The sequence below is a fragment of the Pseudomonas sp. SO81 genome (genome assembly GCF_030374125.1).
In the GTDB taxonomy this organism is placed as follows: domain Bacteria; phylum Pseudomonadota; class Gammaproteobacteria; order Pseudomonadales; family Pseudomonadaceae; genus Aquipseudomonas.
This window is the reverse complement of sequence record NZ_CP126126.1, coordinates 4,790,254-4,806,779: the sequence shown is the minus strand read 5'-3', so window position 1 is coordinate 4,806,779 and position 16,526 is coordinate 4,790,254. Positions and strand designations below refer to the sequence as shown.

The following is a 16,526-nucleotide window of genomic DNA, read 5'->3' as shown; positions in this document are numbered from 1 at the left end:
AAAAGCCAGGCATTGCCTGGCTTTTCTTTTCCGGCAGCTGTCGGCTGCGCTCGGCCTGGTCACTTCTTCAGATAGGCGCCCGAGCCCAGGTCCGCTCCGGTGAGCGGGTCCAGGGTCGGGTCCGATGCGGTGCGCACCGCCATCTGCTCGACCACCTCGGCCTGTTTCGTCGGCAGCGTCACGCTGGCCAGGCCATCGCCGCCGTCCTGAGCGGGCTCGGGGCTGTCCACGAACTCCCACTGGTCGCCCTGGTTCCACGGGCCACGCACGTCTCCCTCGCCCTGGGACATGTTGAAGTAGACGTTGGTGAACTCGGGCATGCCGGGCAGCTTGCCTTGCGGGAAGTTCGGCTGGATGGTGTGCAACGCCTTCTCGAACGATTGCTGGTGGGCCAGCTCACGGGTCATGAGGAAGCCCAGCGCCTCCTTGATACCCGGGTCATCGGTGACGTTGATCAGCCGCTCGTAGACGATCTTGGCCCGTGCCTCGGCCGCGATATTGGAGCGGAAGTCCGCGGTGGGCTCGCCGATGGAATCCACATAGGCCGCGGTCCACGGCACGCCGGCGGAGTTGGTCAGAGCCGGGCCGCCACCGTAGAGCAACGAGGTGATGTGCGAGTCGTTGCCACCTTCGGTCAGCGAGCGATACAGCACCGCCTCCTTCTCCACCGCCTCGGCCAGATCGCCCTTGGCGCCCTTGTTCAGCATGCCGACGATCGAGCCGATGATCTCCAAGTGGCTCAGCTCCTCGGTGGCGATATCCAGCAGCAGATCCTTGCGGCCTGGATCGTCCTCGTTCAGGCCCTGGGTGAAGTAGCGCATCGCTGCAGCCAGTTCCCCTTGCGGCCCACCAAACTGCTCGAGCAGCAGATTCGCCAGGCCCGGGTTGGGGCCGGCGACACGCACGGTGTATTGCAGTCGCTTGTTATGTACGAACATCGAAGACTCCTCCGGTTGGGTTGGTCCCTCATGTCATCCACGGCCTTCCCGGGCTCTTCAGATGCAGAGTCACCACATTCGCAGGCAGTTCAGGGAGATTGCGGAGAATCGACCAAGCCAAGCGCGAGCCTCTGGCACGGGCGTTTCGCTTGTTTGCCTGGAGTAAATTAGGTTGAACCCCTGAGGGCAGGACGGCTTCCGAGATACATGGCCACTGACCCCGGAGAACAGCGCTATGGCTGACAAACGAGACAACCTGATCGACTGGCTGCGTGACGCCCACGCCATGGAACAGCAAGCGGAGCAGATGCTCAGTGCGCAGAAGTCGCGGCTGGAGAACTACCCCAAACTGCGTACCCGCATCGAGAAGCACCTGGAGGAAACCCAGGGCCAGAAGGCGCTGCTGGAGCAGACCCTGGCGCGCCTGGGCAAGGAACCATCCACGCTGAAAGACATCGGCGGCAAGCTGATGGCCTTCGGTCAGGCGGTGGGTGGCATGGCCGTGAGCGACGAGGTAATCAAGGGCGCCATGGCCGGCTATGTGTTCGAGAACGTCGAGATCGCCGCCTACACGGTGCTGATTGCCGCAGCCAAGGCCGCGGGTGATGTGGAAACCCAGAAGGCCTGCGAGCAGATCCTGCCGCAGGAGATCGCAATGGCCGAGTGGCTCAAGGAGCACCTGCCGGAGCTGACCCAGGCCTTCCTCGATCGCTCCGAGACACCCGGCCTCGAGGCCAAGCGATGAAGGCTGTGCTGCGCGGTTGTTGCGGGGCTGGCGCTCAGGAGCAACAGCCCCTGCTGAAGACCCTGAGCTTTGCCGTGCTGCACTTTTCCATCGCGTTCACCGTCGCCTACCTGCTCACGGGCAGCCTGCTGACCGGTGGCCTGATCGCCCTGATCGAACCCGCCTGCAATACCGTGGCGTTCTACTTCCACGAGCGCCTCTGGAACAAGCGCGGCTCTCCGGTGCAGCGCGAAGAAGGCCACGGTCACGGCAACCTCATGGGCGCGCTCAACTCCCAGGGCCGAGGGGGCCAGCAGGAAAGCCAATGATCGCCCTGCCCTGAACGACGACAGCGTGAGCGAGAAACGCATAACGGCGCAGCAGCTGGGCCTGGCCGAGGGATTGGCCAGGGCCAGCGACGCCGCGCTGTTCAAATGGCTGGTGGCGAGTTTTCTGTTCGGCAAGCCGATCCAGCAGTCCGTGGCCGAGCAGGCCTACCGCATCATCGTCGAACGGCACCAGCGCGATACGCCGCAGCGACTGGGCGGCTCCAGCAAGGCGGAACTGGTGCGCATGCTCGGTGAGGCGCGCTACGTTCGCTACGACCGCTCCACCGCCGAACGTCTGCTGAAGCTGTGCCGCAAGCTCGACGAGCAGTACGACGGCAGGCTCAGCGTGATGCGCCAGCAGAGCAGCGACCGCGAAGACTTCGAACGGCGCCTGGCCGAGTTCGAAGGCGTCGGCCCCAAGACCGTGGAAATATTCATGCGCGAGGCGGCCGGCGGGCTGTACTGACGGCTCGGCGCCCGGCCGGCTGGAACACTGCGGTCATGGCCCCCTGCCACAATCGATTTGGCGATACTCCGGCCCCCTATATTCGGCTAGGAAGAGCGATGGACTGGCTTGTCACCTATCAAACCGCCGCAGGCCTGCGGAAGAAGGTCGTGGTGCGGGCGATTGCCCTGCCCAACCACAAGGCAGTGGCCCAGAAAATTGTCATGGATGCCTACGGCGACGAGCCGCCTCAGCCGTTGGGCAATCTGTCGGCCATCGACTGGCTGGATCGATGCGGTCTCGAGATCGTGGATATCGATCTGCTGAAATCGGAAGCGGCCATCTGATCCCCGGGATCAGACTCACGTCGCAGCCGGCTCGAATCGCCTCGACGGTCTCGGCCGCTCGCCGGCGGCGATCACCTGGCTGAACGAACTACCGCCCCGCGGCCGACAGCCCGTCGGCCCAGAGGAATTGTTCGGCGAGCACTGCAGTCAGCTCTTTGACCCTCACTGCATCGCCTGAACAGGAGTCCTCCCATGAGCACGCGCTCCCTCAACAACGCGCTGGTGGTCATCACCGGCGCCTCCAGCGGCATCGGCCGGGCGGCCGCTCACGCCTTTGCCCGGCAGGGCGCACGCCTGGTGCTGGCAGCCCGCGACGCCAGCGCATTGGCCACGGTCGTCGAGGAGTGCGAAGCACTGGGCGCGCATGCCCTGGCCGTGCCAACCGATGTCACGCAAAGCGCCGCGGTGGAGAGTCTCGCCTCCCGCGCCGCGGCGTTTGGCGATGGCCATCTCGATGTGTGGGTGAACAACGCCGGCGTCGGCGCGGTAGGCGACTTCGTGCAGACCCCGCTGCAGGCCCATGAACAGATCGTCCAGACCGACCTGCTCGGCTACCTGCGCGGCGCCCATGTGGCGCTGCCGTACTTCAAGGCGCAGAAGTCGGGAGTGCTGATCAACACCCTGTCGGTAGGCAGCTGGGTGGCGCAGCCCTATGCGGTGGCTTATTCGGCGAGCAAGTACGGCCTGCGTGGCTTCTCCGAGGCGCTGCGCGGCGAGCTAACCCAGTGGCCGGATATCCACGTCTGCGATGTGTACCCCGCGGTGATGGATACGCCCGGTTTCCGCGATGGCGGCAACTTCACCGGCAGCGCCCTCAAGCCGCCACCGCCGCGCTACGATCCGCGCCTGGTCGCCGAGGCGATGGTCGACCTGGCTCGGCATCCCAGGCCCGGCAAGACGGTGGGCGGCACCGCCACCCTGCTGCGCCTCGGCCACTTCCTGCTGCCCGGTTTCGCGCAGCTCTCCGGCCTGCTGGTCGGCCGGGCCTTCAAGCATGGCGAACCCATCGCGCAATCCTCGGGCAACCTGTTCCAGCCGCCCTCCGGTGAGCGACGCATCGATGGCGGCTGGCGCACGCCCGCCACCAGCAGCACCACGCCGCTGCTGCTCGGCACGGCGGCCGCCGTGCTGATTGGCTGGGGACTGCTGCAGCGACTGCGCCACGGCGCGTAGCACTGAGGCTTCACCCGGCGTCTCGCTGCGCAACCGTCGGTCACACCGGGCGAACCTTGCCGAAGGCATGGCGGCCCAAACTGGGTCGCCGACCACAAAGAGAATGCCTATATGAAAGCGCTGCGAATCGTCCTAGCCGCCACCGCCCTGCTGGTCGGTAACGTCGCCCTGGCCCAGGCCCCCGCCGGTAGCCCCGACGCCAACGAGGGCTCGGCGCCGAGCCCGAGGGGCAATCCGGCGCCGCAACAGGAACTGGATACGCACCAGGACAACGGCCAGGTCCGCACCGAAGACGGACGCAAGGTAAACACCCGCGACGGCAACGCGCAGAACGATGGCGAGCGCGACGACTCCGCCGAGCACTCCTCCCCCGGCGGGCCGACCGACCCGGCCTCCGACCCCGGCTCGCTTGACTGACCACCGGATAAACCGAGCCGGGCCGCAATGGCCCGGCATGCGGCCTCAGACCTGATCCAGAACCGCCTCGGCCAGCCAGCTGCGCACCGTCGTCAGGTGCACCTGCTCCTGGGCCAGCGCCTTCTCGAAGGATTGCGCGATCTCGGTCTGGTTGCTGGCCTCGGCCAGCTCGATCAGCAACTCCCACCCAGCGTTGTCGGTCAGCTCGGCGGTCAGCAGCGCATTCAGCGATTGCGCCAGGTTGGTACGCGGGTCGCTGATGGCCTGCAGCACGCCCATGCTGGTGACGCCGACCACATCGGCGCAGGGCGTCATCGCCGTGGGGTCGGCGCCGAGCCGCTGCATCGCGGCGACGACCAGGGCGAAGTGCTCGGCCTCCTCGTCACGGAAGTGCTGCAGCGTCTTGAGCATGCCGGCGTCCATCGAGTCGAGGGCGCCGGCCTTGGCCAACAGCGCCTCGTACAAGCGCACGCCACTGCGCTCGAAGGCCAGACGCTCGCCGAGCTTGTCGATCAGCATCTCGGGGCTGACGCCCACCAGCTTGTTCAGCGCGGTCTTGACCATGCCCTTGGCCGTGCCCGGGATGGGCACCGAGCCAATGGCATCGGCCTCCGCCGCCTTCTCCTTGCGGACCAGGGCCAGCTTCTTCTCGTTGCCGGGAATGTCCGGCGGTACCTCCTGGGAGGCCTTGAGCTGTTCTTCGCTATCGAGCGGCGACATCTGCGCGCCGGTGCAATTCAGGCCCATCTTGGTTGCGTTCTGCATGACGATCTCCTCAGGAAGCTTGTTTCAGGCTGAGCTCGGTACCGGGCGCCCATTGATAGCCGGCGGACACGGTCTCCGCGGCGACGCCCTCGGAGTTGAGCTGGTTGCGGTAGTCGCGGCTGGCATGACCCTCGTTCTTGCGGTCCACGAAGTCATGCCCCTTGGCGCGCAGGTCGATCTCTTCGGCCAGGGTCTTGCGCACGAATTCGCGCTGGCTCTTGAACTCGATCATCTTCGGCACCGCGCCGTGGAGGATCTCGGCGGGGTCGCGCCTCTCGTGCTTCTTGAACAGCTCGCACACCAGGTTGAGATGGCCCAGCTCGTAGTCCAGGAAGCGTTCCCAGATCGCCTTGACGCGCGGGTTGCCTTCCTGCTCCACGCAGCTGTTGTAGCCGTAGACTTCCGTGGCCTCGTGGATCAGCCACTTCTCCAAGAAGCTCTCGCCGGGGTCCTGCAGCGAGCCGTACTGGGTCACATGCTGCTCCTCGACCGAGGCGATCTCGGCGTACAACTGACGGGCGAGCGGGTCGGCAAAGGTTGGGCCGATGGTCATGTAGTAATCGTGGGTCTGGTATTCCGCCGCGGTGATCATCGCCGCGTGGATCTTGGTGATCAGCGCCGCCGATTCGCGCTGGTAGGAGTCCCGCAGGTCGTCTTCCGGTGCGCGGTGGTGAACTGTGGTCGGCCGGCTGGGGATGATGTCCGTGTAGCCCTGCAGGATGTTATTGGCATCCTTGCCCTCCAGCCGATCGAGCATGGCCGAATAGCGGTACAGGTGATCAAAGTCCTCCAGCAGGCCGAAGCGGTAGGTCTGCGCCTGGTAGGGATCGGGCTCGCGCTGTGCCACGGCGGCAGTCACCTCGATGGCCACCTGCTCGTAGGCCACAGTGGTTTCCAGCGGCGAGTGATCGGCGGACAGCAGCCAGTTGACCATGGTCGCCTGATGCTGCTCGGCACGCCGCACCTGGGCCAGGGCCGGGCGCAACTCACCATGGAAACGCGCGCCGATGTTCTTCAGGCGCAGGGCGTCGGTCTCGATGCCGTTCATGAGGATGATGCGCACCCGAGTGAAGGCATCGTCGTCCAGTTTGCTGATGGGTTTGCTGGTCATCTCCCGCCAGGTGAATTTCTGTTTATCCAAGGGGCAGCCCTTGGCGTCGAACAGGCTAGTCAGGGTTTCCATTCTCACCTCCATTCTGTCGTGGCAGGCCGCGGTGGCCTCCTAGTCGAGAGTGGCGTCGCCTGACCGAGTTGCACCCGTGCGATAGGCGGTTGAGCGCCGCTGCGGTCCACGTGGCGCAGGCGGACTCCTCGACCGCAACCCGTGGATGGTCGTGCCGATGCGAGGAAATATGGGGGAGGTCCGACTCGTTGAAAAACGAGACGGATAAAGCAATGCGCAGTTACTAAAACGAATCCAGCGCGGCCAGGGTAAAGCCCGAACCATCGACGACACGACGCTCGCTGGCGCTCTCGTCCAGCCGCCGCTCGACCTTGCGTACACCCTCGACGGACATGCCCGCGGCGAGCAGTGTCAGGTCTTCCGAAATCCGCTTGCCGACCGATGCCGGCTCCAGGCCTGCCAACTGGTCGAGCCGCAAGGCATCGATGGCATAGCGCTCGCCGGTGGCCTCGTTGGCCAGGGACAGCACGCGCCTACCCTCTCCTTCCTCGCCAGCGCCTATGACCCGATAACCCGGGATGCTTCCGGAAAGCTCATGTACCAGCATGGATGATCCTCGATGAGAGGAGGCCCTGAACGGGCCTCCCTTCTCAGCGGTTACGCCTACTAGCGACCACCGCCGTGGCTGTTCTGGCCACCCTTGCGGCCAGCTTCGGAGGCCTTCTCGCGGTCGTTGGCGAAATTGCCACCGCTGTTCTGGCCGCCTTTTTTACCGGCTTCCGAGGCCTTCTCCCGATCATTGGCGAAGTTGCCCGGATTGCCCTGGCCGCCTTGGCTGCCCTGATTGCTTTGGCTGCCTTGATTGCTTTGGCTGCCTTGGCTGCCTTGGCTGCCTTGATTGCCTTGATTGCCTTGATTGCCTTGATTGTTACTCATGTCGTTATCTCCAAATTGCAGGGCAAGGATTGCCCAGGCGCTTCAATGGAGGCGACACCGCCGCTTGATGTTCCGTCTATTTCCACGCCTCGCTTGGCGATGGCAGACGAGCGGTAGAAGGCCAAATGCCAGTTCCGGCGCCACGCCAAATCGCCCATCGAGGCAGGCAAAGAAAACACACTGCGATGCACCGCAGCGCATCCGTCGCCGGCGCGGAACTCTGCCACCTAGACGCAGTAGAAACTCATGCCAGCCCATGGTCGAGCCCGCATGCGGGAGCGGTTCGCCGGGCCTTTCTTCGCATGTCGTGAGGCTATTCCAATGAGCAAATTCCATCTCGCAGCCCTGACCCTGGGCCTGTTCCTGAGCGTTGACGCCCAGGCTCAGCCGCCCGCTGAACCGACCGCGGACGAGCACGGCTCGGCGTCAAATGCCCAAGAGAAACAGCCGCAAGAAGCGGATCGGGAGAAACCTTCGACCGAGCGACCGACCAACACGCTGGATGGCGATCAGGTCCTCGAAGGACAGCCCGGCGACTCCACCGATCAGGAGAATCCCGGTGGGGCACATGGCGACGGGCAAACAGATCCCGGCATGCTCGAGTAGCCAGCATTGCGCGCTCTGGCGGCGTATAGCCTGATCGGGCAACGGACGGCTGCGCTGACCCTGTGGATGCGTTTAGCCCGCTGTTCCCACGAGAGGCACGGGCAGCGAAAAATAGCTGGAGATATTCGTGGACGGTATCGCCAACGAGGCGTACAAGTCTAAGGGAACACACGCCCACATTCCCCGCCCAGTCTCTAGCTAACTCAGCTTGCACTCCTGCTGAAGAACCTGACTAAGGATCGTGGTTACCCACGAGAGCGCTACAGCCGACGCCGCTCTCTCACTTAGTTAGAAGGCATGTCAAAGCCATGAGTGCGCTACATCGTGAGCGGTACGAGGTTCCCCTCGCACAGCTGCGGGATTCGATTTTTCTGGATGTCATGTGTCACGGCGGCAAGATCCTGCTGGTCAATGTGCTCTTTCGAGAGACCACCCAGGCGGTTTACTACCCGGCGCCCGAGGTTCAGATGCCGTGCAGCGACGCGGAAAAGGCCTGCCGACTTGCCCTGGGCCACTTCAGATCGCGGTCGTACAACCTCTACCCTCAGGAGCGTCGCAGCATCCTGCGACGCTGCGTTCTCATACTCGATGAGAAGGGTCCGCTGTATGACGGCGTGCTGTTCCAGCACCAGGAAGGCAACGGGAAAGCCGCGCGGGGTCGCAGCTCCTCCACATCCTGAGGGTGATCGGCGAGCCGCCCAGCGGGCCGACAGAAACAGAATCTGATCTGTTGCCCTGCTAGGCTGGCTACGCGGGCAATACGGCCCCTCGTGGAGAATCGGGATGATCAGCAAGAACACCATCTGCCTCTGGTACGACGGCACCGCGCTGGATGCCGCGACCTTCTATGCCGAGACATTTCCGAACAGTTCGGTGGACGCTATCCACCGCGCGCCTGGCGACTACCCTGCAGGCAAACAGGGCGATGTGCTGACGGTCAATTTCACCCTGCTGGGCATTCCCTGCCTCGGACTTAACGGCGGGGACACTTTCCGGCATACCGAAGCCTTCTCGTTTCAGGTTGCCACCGATGACCAGGCCGAAACCGATCGCCTGTGGAACGCCATCGTGGGCAACGGTGGGCAGGAAAGCGCATGCGGCTGGTGCAAGGACAAATGGGGCCTGTCATGGCAGATCACCCCGCGCGCGTTGACGGACGCGATCACCAACCCGGACCAGGCAGCGGCCGGGCGCGCCTTTGCAGCGATGATGGGCATGCACAAGATTGACATCGCCGCCATCGAAGCAGCGCTGAAAGGTTGACCGGCATCTGGGCCTGCGCTTCTGCCCGTCGGCTGGTGATCAGCCGACGGTCATAAGCGCAACGCCCCGGCGCCTCGCGGAGGCTAATCCGCCAATGCCGCCAACACCTCGCGCACCCGCTCCAGCGTCCCCGACGTGCAAGGCATCAGCGGCTCGCGCAGTTCATGGGCGATTCTGTCCTGCACAGCCAGGGCGCCCTTGATCACCGCCGGATTCGGCTCGACGAAGGCCAGCTGCATCCAGGGCAGCAGGCGATAGAAGGTGCGTCGCGCAGCCACCAACTCACCCTGCTCGATCTGCCGCTGCATCAGCACATAGAGATCGGCGCGAATGTGCGCGGACGCCGATATGGCCCCTGCTGCACCCAGGCACAGCGTGCCGAAGATCTGCAGGTCTTCGCCTGCCAGCACCTGAACGTTGCCATCGGCGATCAGCGCCATGGTGGTTTCCGGATCGCCGCCGCAGTCCTTGATCGCCACGATGCGCGGGTGGCGAACGATGCGCCGCAAGGTCTCGCGCTCGATGCGCACGCCGGTGCGGTAAGGAATGTCATACAGCACCAGCGGCACGCTGGTGGCATCGGCGACCGTCTGGAAGAAGGCCTCCAGCCCTTGCTGCGAGGGGCGTACGTAGTAAGGCGCCGGCACCAGCAGCCCGGCAGGCGCGCGCAGCTGGATCTGCTGCTGCAAGGCCAACAGCTCGCGCTGGTTGTTGCCGGCCAGGCCCATGATCACCTGCTGCTGCGGCACCCACTGCAGCACCGCGTCCAGCACCGCGAGTTGTTCCTCCTGGCTCAGCGCCGCCGCCTCACCGGTGGAGCCGCAGATCACCAGGCCCGAGACGCCCTCCTCCAGCAGCCTGCCGACCAGGCCATGCAGTGCGGCGAAATCGATCTCACCGGCACGAAAGGGAGTGACCAGGGCCACCCAGATCCCACGAAAATCAGACATGCGAAAACTCCTTGTGGCTGACCGTAAAAGTCGCCGTCAGGAGGGTGTGGGAATCAAGCGTGCGGGAGGTTCGACCTGGCGCCTTGTGTCCTGTCAGCCCATCTGACGGGACAGCGCGCCCCGGTCAAATGAGCGACTGTTTCTTGGATTTATTGGCAACGACGACGCACGCGCCGGCCTGGGCGAAGAAGCCCGGCGCTGGCAGCGAGTGGTCGAGGGTCGGGAACATGGAATGTCCGTTGCGCAAAATCCTGAGCCGGATAGTGCGCAGCGGTTGGCATGGCTGTCAATCAGCAGCCCGGCGCGGTCAATCGCGGTTGCGGTACAGAGCCGGAACCCACTCGTACTGACCGGCCTCTCGACGGATATGGCCGATACCGGGAAATGGCAGATGGGCCACGGCCGACAGCCGCCTCTCGCCGGCTGCTCGCTCGAATTGCAGCAAACGCTGGGCACGGGCCGCGTCCTGATCGACATCGAAGGCGATGGTGACCTCGGGCCGGGGGAACTGGATCAGGCCGACATGCATGATGTCGCCCCAGAAATTGATGCTCTGCCCCTCGCTCTCCACCCGGTAGAAGCTGTGCCCAGGCGTATGTCCGGGAGTGGGTATGGCGGTGATGCCTGGCAGCACTTCCGATCTCGAGGAGAAGGTTTTCAACTTGCCCGCCTGCTGGTACGGGCCGACCGTCTTGAGCGCTTCCTCCAGATGCTTGGGCTTCAGCCCCTTGGCCAGGTTGGCCTGGTCGAGGAAGAAATCGACATCTGCCTGGCCGACGTGGACGGTCGCGTTGGGAAACTGCATGCGCCCGCCGCGAGCGAGGCCACCGGAGTGGTCGGTGTGGATGTGCGTGATCAGCACGTCGCTGATCTGCTCCGGGCGAAAGCCAGCCGCCGCCAAACTCTCGTGAAGCTTGCCGCCAACCGCACCGAACAATTCGCCGGCACCGGTATCGACCAGCACCAGTCGTGAACCGGTGTCGATCACGTAGGCGTTGATTGATGTCTCCAGGGGATTGGCAGCAAATCCCCTACGCAGCAGAGCGTCGATCTGCTTGGCGCTGATGCCCTTGAGCAGAGGGTGCAGGTCAAGCGGCAGGGTTCCGTCACTCAGGGCGGTGACTCTGAACCGGCCAACATCGAAGCGGTAGACGCCCGCAACCTGTTGCTCAGCGCCTGTAGCGCCGGCCGTAGCCAGCGAAGGGGCCACAAGAGTCAGTGGGCCGGTAGTCAGCAGCACCATCAGGTAGAGACACAGCTGTTTGATGTTCATGGCAAGGACCTACGCTCGGGCGTTCATCAGTGATCGATGAATAACATTAGTTGGTGCGACTCCACGAACTTCCCATGTCTTCTTCGTGGTTCCCAATAGCAGCGCTGCAGAGTAATGTAGAGTAAGAACTTATTTCGTGAGATCTCTACATTGAATCATTGGCTGTGTCTGGTCATGGCGCTGCCGACGGCCAATGCCGCCGAGCGAATGCGCGCCTGGCGCACGCTGAAAAGCGCTGGCGCTGCGGTGCTGCGCGATGGGGTCTATCTCTTGCCTGATGGTTCGGCTAGTCGCGAGGTCCTGGAGTCCGTCGAGCGTGACGTACTGGATAGCGGTGGCTCGGCGACGCTGTTGCCGGTAGATGACCCTCAAGGCGAACGCTTCATGGCGCTCTTCGATCGCGGCGACGATTACGCCAGGTTGCGCTCGGAGGTTGAGCCCCAACTGGCCCAGCTGACGCCCGAGAATGCGCTGGCGACTGCTCGCCAGGCGCGCAAGTTGCGCAAGTCGTTCGCCCAGATCCAGGCCATCGACTTCTTTCCGGGCGCAGCTCTGCAACAGGCAGACGCGCTGCTGCGTGACCTGGAAGTGGCCATCAACCGAGCGCTGTGCAAGGACGAGCCCAGCAGCCACGAGCAAGCCCTCGAGCAGCTCGACCCGCGGGATTACCGCGGGCGAACCTGGGCGACTCGCCAGCGTGCCTGGGTAGACCGCCTGGCCAGTGCCTGGCTGATCCGCCGCTTCATCGATCCGCAGGCCAGCATCCTCTGGCTGCCCTCTCCCGATGCGTGCCCTGCGGATGCGCTCGGATTCGATTTCGATGGTGCCCGGTTCAGCCACGTCGGCAACAAGGTCACCTTCGAAACCCTGCAGGCCAGCTTCGCGCTGGAGGCGCCGGGGCTTCAGCGCTTAGGGGCACTAGTGCATTACCTGGATGTGGGGGGCGCGCAACCCACGGAAGCGATGGGTGTGGAGCGCGTACTGGCTGGTCTGCGAGACAGCATCCAGGACGACGATCAGCTTTTGGCTGCGGCCTGCGCCATCTTCGATGGGCTGCTGGCCGCATTCGGCAAGGAAGGACAACGTGATGAGTGAAACGGCCATGCAAGCGACAGAGCAAGACCAGGGCAAGGTAGAAAAAGTCGGCCTACTCGAGGCATTCCTGTTCTGGCTGAAACTGGGGTTCATCAGCTTCGGCGGCCCCGCCGGGCAGATCTCGATCATGCACCAGGAGCTGGTGGAGAGACGGCGCTGGATCTCGGAGCGGCGTTTTCTGCATGCATTGAACTACTGCATGCTCCTGCCGGGCCCGGAAGCCCAACAACTGGCCACCTACATCGGCTGGCTCATGCACCGCACCTGGGGTGGGGTGATCGCCGGCGCACTGTTTGTGCTGCCCTCGCTGTTCATCCTGATTGCCCTGTCCTGGGTCTACATCGCCTTCGGCGAAGTGCCCGTGGTGGCGGGATTGTTCTACGGCATCAAACCCGCCGTCACCGCCATCGTGGTGCAGGCTGCTCACCGTATCGGTTCGCGCGCACTGAAGAACAACTGGTTGTGGGCAATCGCGGCCGCCTCCTTCGTGGCGATCTTCGCGCTCAACCTCCCGTTCCCGCTGATCGTCCTGGGGGCAGCCATGATCGGCTACCTAGGCGGACGCTATGCTCCCGACAAGTTCAGCATCGGTGGCGGGCATGGTGCGTCCAAGCAGTCCTACGGCCCGGCATTGATCGACGATGACACGCCACCGCCGGCCCATGCGCGCTTCCGCTGGCCACGCCTGGCCCTGCTGGTCGCAGTAGGAGCCGTGCTGTGGGCCTTGCCGATGGGACTACTGACCGTCCTGTATGGTTGGGAGGGTACCCTGACCCAGATGGGCTGGTTCTTCACCAAGGCCGCCCTCCTCACCTTCGGCGGCGCCTATGCGGTACTGCCGTATGTGTATCAGGGCGCGGTAGGCCACTACGGTTGGCTGACCCCCACCCAGATGATCGATGGCCTGGCACTGGGCGAGACCACCCCGGGACCGCTGATCATGGTGGTGGCCTTCGTGGGCTTCGTTGGCGCCTACGTGCATCAGGTCTTCGGGCCGGAACAGGCCTTCCTTGCCGGTGCCGTGGCGGCCAGTCTGGTCACCTGGTTTACCTTCCTGCCCTCGTTCCTGTTCATCCTCGCCGGCGGCCCGCTGGTGGAGTCGACCCACAACGAATTGAAGTTCACGGCTCCGCTGACCGGCATCACTGCCGCGGTGGTTGGCGTCATCCTCAATCTGGCGTTGTTCTTCGGCTATCACGTGCTGTGGCCCGAGGGTTTTGCCGGCAGCTTCGATTGGCCTTCAGCGTTGATCACCGTCGGCGCCGCAGTGGCGCTGTTCCGCTTCAAGCGTGGCGTCATCCAGGTGTTACTGGGCTGCGCTCTCGTCGGCTTGGCTATCCACCTGCTGCGTTAGGGAGGGGTTATGGGGCGCATATCGATTCACGAGCTCGCCGAATGGCAGGCTGCAGGTCGCAGCTTCGAGCTGCTCGATGTGCGCCGAGCCATCGTGCGCAACGCCGACGGGGCACAGATCGCCAACGCGAAATGGCATGACCCCGAACAGCTTTTCTCCTGGAAGGATCAGGTGCCACGGAATCGACCAGTGATTCTTTACTGCGCTCGCGGGCATGAAATCAGCCAGGGATGTGCCGCTACCCTCCGGGCAATGGGACTGGATGCGCGATATCTCGTCGACGGCTTTGCAGGGTGGCGCGAAGCCAGGCAGCCGGTGTGCGATTTGCTCTAGCCTCGTAGTCTGCCCGTCTCGCTAAAGGCGACCCGCAGCCTGGATCGATGCGCTGGTAAACGGACATGGGGCTGCCACTCACTGTCCGTTATTGGCCGATTGCAGCCGGTGACGACAGGCAGCTACCGGCCAATAGCAGTCATCGCAGTGCCTGTGCTGCAAGCAGACTGGGACATAAACTTCTTGATCGCCGCGACCAGCCGATAGAGCCTGAGGCGACCTGACCAAGGAGCGGATCACTCATGCAGACATATTCGATAGAGGCACTTTCACCTGCCGATTTCGATGAGTTCATCACCTATCTCGATGACCATTTGCGCGAGAACGGCTCGCCGGATGTTGGATATTTCCAGCCGCTCTCCCGCAGTGCTTCCTCGTTCCCTGAGGAGCGAAAAGCCGCATTCCGTGCCGGGCTGGAGATTGCGGTGGGTGAGTCCGGCTGGCGCCGGGCATGGGTTGCGCGGGGAACGGAGGCGCAAATCCTCGGGCACATCGACCTCCGAGGCCACGCTGAGCGCTATGCGGCACACCGTTGCCTGCTGGGCATGGGAGTTCACCGCAACGTCCGACGCCAAGGCTTAGGAGCAGCCCTGATCGAACATGCGGGGCGTTGGGCTGCATCCTCGGGGCTGGAATGGATTGATCTGCAGGTACTCAGCAACAATCAGACCGCTCTCGTCCTCTACCAACAGGCCGGATTCGTCCAGGTGGGCGAGGTGCCGAACATGTTCAAGATCGATGGGCACGCTTTTTTTCGTACACGACGATGACTATGCCCTGTTCGATTCAGTAGTAGCGCTGGGGGCGACGACTGCTTTTGGCCGATAGCTGCCTGTCGTAAAGGGCTGCAATCGGCCAAAAAAAACGTTGCGGCCCTGCAAGACTTACGATCATCCGTAACTAAACCGCCAGCGGGAGCCTCAGGCGCAGGCGCGTCAGGTTCGCTTCGTCGTCCGTTTCCAGAACCAGACTCCCTTTCTGCGCTTCCGCAAGCAGCTTGGCGGAGTAGGTGCCGAGACCGGTTCCGCCTGGCTTGCCGTGGCTCGCGTACTTTTCGAAGAACTGTGCCCGGAACGCCACGGGTACCGCCGGCTGGTTCTCCATGACCAGCTCGATGCAGTCCATCCGCCGCAGCTCCAGGTGCACCCGGCTCTGGTCGGGGGCCGCCTCGCAGGCGTTCTTCAGCAGATTGTTCAGCAGCGAGAAGCACAGCAGCTCGCTGCCGCTGGCCAGAAGCGGCGTTGTCTCGGTGGCATCCTCCAGGACCAGCTCGATGGCCAGGCCCTTGGCTTGGTAGGTGAGCCTGGCCGACTCGCATAGACGGCGCACCATCGCCAGCAGATCGACCGGTACGGGGCGCAGCACGAAGCGGCCGGTCTCGATCTTGTACAGGTCGCTGGCCAGGTCGATCATCCCCAACAGGTTCTGGCAGTCGCTCTCCAGGCTATGCAGCATCTGCAGCTGGCGCGGCAGCAAGCTTTCACTCAGCAGCAGGCTGCGGGCCAGGCCGAGGATGTTGCACAACGGCGCCTTGAGGTCGTGGCGGGAAATGCTGCTCGCCTCCTCGCGCAGGCGCTCCAGCTCCAGCATGGTGTCGTACTCTTGCTGCAGAGCATTGCGCTGCTCAACCAGGCGCAGCAGGTTGACCACGCGCAGATGCAGCGCCTGGGGATCCACCGGCTTGCTGACGAAATCCACCGCCCCCAGCTCCAGCCCTCGCAGCTGCGCCGCCTTATCGGTCATGGCGGTGATGAAGATCACCGGAATCCGCCCGGCATCGGGATGGCTGCGCAGGCGTTCGGCCAGTTCGAAGCCGTCCATGTTCGGCATCATCACGTCCAGCAGGATCAGGTCCGGCGGCGTGCCCGAGGTGCAGATGCTCAGTGCACTGCTGCCATCACGAGCCGCCAGCACCCGGTACTCGTCCTGGAACAGGCCGACGATCAGCGCCAGGTTGTCCGGCACGTCATCCACCACCAGCAGTGTCGGGCGCCGCTCGGCAACCGGCTCGGCGGTTTGCACCGGAGCCTCGACCACCGGCGGGCGTGGCAGAGACGGCCGGCGGCTCATGGCGCGGGTGATGCGCTGCGCCAGGTCATTGGCGGTGTAGGGCTTGATCAGGATGCTACTGACCCCCGCGGCGATGGCCTCGGTGATCTGCGCGCGGGAGCTTTCCGCAGTGATCATGATGAAAGGCAGCGCGGCCAGCCTGGAGTCATTGCGCACCTCGCGCAGCAGGGTGAGGCCATTCATGACCGGCATGTTCCAGTCGGAAAGGATGACGTCGACCTTGCGCGCCCGCAGCACCGCAAGCGCCTCGGCGCCATTGCCGGCCAGCAGGATATGCCGAGCGCCGAGCCGCTCGAGCTGGCTGCTGTTGACCTTGCGCATGGTGTCCGCGTCATCGACGACGAGGAAAACGGTTTCCGCGGTCATCATGGCGTCTGCCACTCCC

Annotated in this window: 21 protein-coding genes; 13 read left to right on the top strand and 8 right to left on the bottom strand. The window is 64.0% G+C overall.

The window, feature by feature from the left end; genetic code table 11:
• Nucleotides 1-59: 59 nt before the first annotated feature.
• Nucleotides 60-938 (bottom strand): manganese catalase family protein, encoded by an 879-nt coding sequence (locus OH686_RS23040; RefSeq protein ID WP_289535510.1) that lies wholly within the window; start codon nt 936-938, stop codon nt 60-62.
• Nucleotides 939-1,173: 235 nt separating this feature from the next.
• Here OH686_RS23040 and OH686_RS23035 point away from each other — a divergent pair, with 235 nt between their 5' ends.
• From OH686_RS23035 to OH686_RS23010, 6 genes are all read left to right on the top strand, one after another.
• On the top strand, nt 1,174-1,683 hold the full coding sequence (locus OH686_RS23035; protein WP_137972160.1) for a ferritin-like domain-containing protein: 510 nt from the start codon (nt 1,174-1,176) through the stop codon (nt 1,681-1,683).
• Nucleotides 1,680-1,991, top strand: a complete 312-nt coding sequence (locus OH686_RS23030) for a DUF2061 domain-containing protein (RefSeq protein ID WP_137972159.1) — start codon at nt 1,680-1,682, stop codon at nt 1,989-1,991. Before OH686_RS23035 ends, OH686_RS23030 begins: the two co-directional genes overlap by 4 nt.
• 25 nt (nt 1,992-2,016) lie before the next feature.
• Nucleotides 2,017-2,457, top strand: a complete 441-nt coding sequence (locus OH686_RS23025; protein WP_289535508.1) for an HhH-GDP family DNA glycosylase — start codon at nt 2,017-2,019, stop codon at nt 2,455-2,457.
• Between the two features lie 98 nt (nt 2,458-2,555).
• Nucleotides 2,556-2,783: a hypothetical protein gene (locus tag OH686_RS23020; RefSeq protein WP_289535506.1), complete on the top strand. Its 228-nt coding sequence runs from the start codon at nt 2,556-2,558 to the stop codon at nt 2,781-2,783.
• Nucleotides 2,784-2,975: 192 nt separating this feature from the next.
• On the top strand, nt 2,976-3,956 hold the full coding sequence (locus tag OH686_RS23015; protein WP_289535505.1) for an SDR family oxidoreductase: 981 nt from the start codon (nt 2,976-2,978) through the stop codon (nt 3,954-3,956).
• Nucleotides 3,957-4,067: 111 nt separating this feature from the next.
• Nucleotides 4,068-4,373, top strand: coding sequence for a hypothetical protein (locus tag OH686_RS23010; RefSeq protein WP_289535504.1), 306 nt, complete (start codon nt 4,068-4,070; stop codon nt 4,371-4,373).
• A 45-nt stretch (nt 4,374-4,418) separates the two neighbouring features.
• Here OH686_RS23010 and OH686_RS23005 read toward each other — a convergent pair whose 3' ends face one another.
• The 4 genes from OH686_RS23005 to OH686_RS22990 all read right to left on the bottom strand — a co-directional run bounded on the left by OH686_RS23005 (nt 4,419) and on the right by OH686_RS22990 (nt 7,197).
• The gene (locus OH686_RS23005; RefSeq protein WP_289535503.1) at nt 4,419-5,138 is read right to left on the bottom strand and encodes a demethoxyubiquinone hydroxylase family protein; all 720 of its coding nucleotides are present in this window, start codon (nt 5,136-5,138) and stop codon (nt 4,419-4,421) included.
• A gap of 10 nt (nt 5,139-5,148) precedes the next feature.
• A complete protein-coding gene (locus OH686_RS23000) occupies nt 5,149-6,321 on the bottom strand; it encodes a hypothetical protein (protein ID WP_289535502.1) in 1,173 nt (390 codons plus the stop codon).
• Between the two features lie 223 nt (nt 6,322-6,544).
• Nucleotides 6,545-6,790: a hypothetical protein gene (locus OH686_RS22995; RefSeq protein ID WP_289535501.1), complete on the bottom strand. Its 246-nt coding sequence runs from the start codon at nt 6,788-6,790 to the stop codon at nt 6,545-6,547.
• A 137-nt stretch (nt 6,791-6,927) separates the two neighbouring features.
• Nucleotides 6,928-7,197: a con-10 family general stress protein gene (locus tag OH686_RS22990; RefSeq protein WP_289535500.1), complete on the bottom strand. Its 270-nt coding sequence runs from the start codon at nt 7,195-7,197 to the stop codon at nt 6,928-6,930.
• Between the two features lie 321 nt (nt 7,198-7,518).
• Here OH686_RS22990 and OH686_RS22985 point away from each other — a divergent pair, with 321 nt between their 5' ends.
• From OH686_RS22985 to OH686_RS22975, 3 genes are all read left to right on the top strand, one after another.
• A complete protein-coding gene (locus OH686_RS22985; protein WP_289535499.1) occupies nt 7,519-7,803 on the top strand; it encodes a hypothetical protein in 285 nt (94 codons plus the stop codon).
• Nucleotides 7,804-8,111: 308 nt separating this feature from the next.
• Nucleotides 8,112-8,483, top strand: coding sequence for a hypothetical protein (locus OH686_RS22980; RefSeq protein ID WP_289535498.1), 372 nt, complete (start codon nt 8,112-8,114; stop codon nt 8,481-8,483).
• A gap of 103 nt (nt 8,484-8,586) precedes the next feature.
• Nucleotides 8,587-9,066, top strand: coding sequence for a VOC family protein (locus OH686_RS22975; RefSeq protein WP_289535497.1), 480 nt, complete (start codon nt 8,587-8,589; stop codon nt 9,064-9,066).
• A gap of 83 nt (nt 9,067-9,149) precedes the next feature.
• Here the strand turns inward: OH686_RS22975 and dapA are convergent, their stop codons facing one another.
• Complete coding sequence (dapA, locus tag OH686_RS22970; protein ID WP_289535496.1) at nt 9,150-10,016, bottom strand: 4-hydroxy-tetrahydrodipicolinate synthase; 867 nt, start codon at nt 10,014-10,016, stop codon at nt 9,150-9,152.
• Nucleotides 10,017-10,323: 307 nt separating this feature from the next.
• On the bottom strand, nt 10,324-11,289 hold the full coding sequence (locus OH686_RS22965) for an MBL fold metallo-hydrolase (RefSeq protein WP_289535494.1): 966 nt from the start codon (nt 11,287-11,289) through the stop codon (nt 10,324-10,326).
• 150 nt (nt 11,290-11,439) lie between these two features.
• Between OH686_RS22965 and OH686_RS22960 the strand changes: the two genes are divergently transcribed.
• From OH686_RS22960 to OH686_RS22945, 4 genes are all read left to right on the top strand, one after another.
• On the top strand, nt 11,440-12,384 hold the full coding sequence (locus tag OH686_RS22960; protein ID WP_289535492.1) for a chromate resistance protein ChrB domain-containing protein: 945 nt from the start codon (nt 11,440-11,442) through the stop codon (nt 12,382-12,384).
• The gene (gene chrA / locus OH686_RS22955) at nt 12,377-13,738 is read left to right on the top strand and encodes a chromate efflux transporter (RefSeq protein ID WP_502942761.1); all 1,362 of its coding nucleotides are present in this window, start codon (nt 12,377-12,379) and stop codon (nt 13,736-13,738) included. Before OH686_RS22960 ends, chrA begins: the two co-directional genes overlap by 8 nt.
• Before the next feature lie 9 nt (nt 13,739-13,747).
• Complete coding sequence (locus OH686_RS22950) at nt 13,748-14,071, top strand: rhodanese-like domain-containing protein (protein WP_289535490.1); 324 nt, start codon at nt 13,748-13,750, stop codon at nt 14,069-14,071.
• Nucleotides 14,072-14,313: 242 nt separating this feature from the next.
• Nucleotides 14,314-14,841: a GNAT family N-acetyltransferase gene (locus OH686_RS22945; protein ID WP_289535489.1), complete on the top strand. Its 528-nt coding sequence runs from the start codon at nt 14,314-14,316 to the stop codon at nt 14,839-14,841.
• Nucleotides 14,842-14,971: 130 nt separating this feature from the next.
• On the opposite strand, the gene OH686_RS22940 is transcribed toward OH686_RS22945, so the two are convergent.
• Nucleotides 14,972-16,510 carry an ATP-binding response regulator gene (locus tag OH686_RS22940; RefSeq protein WP_289535487.1) on the bottom strand — a complete coding sequence of 513 codons (1,539 nt, stop codon included), beginning with the start codon at nt 16,508-16,510 and terminating at the stop codon, nt 14,972-14,974.
• Nucleotides 16,511-16,526: the final 16 nt, after the last annotated feature.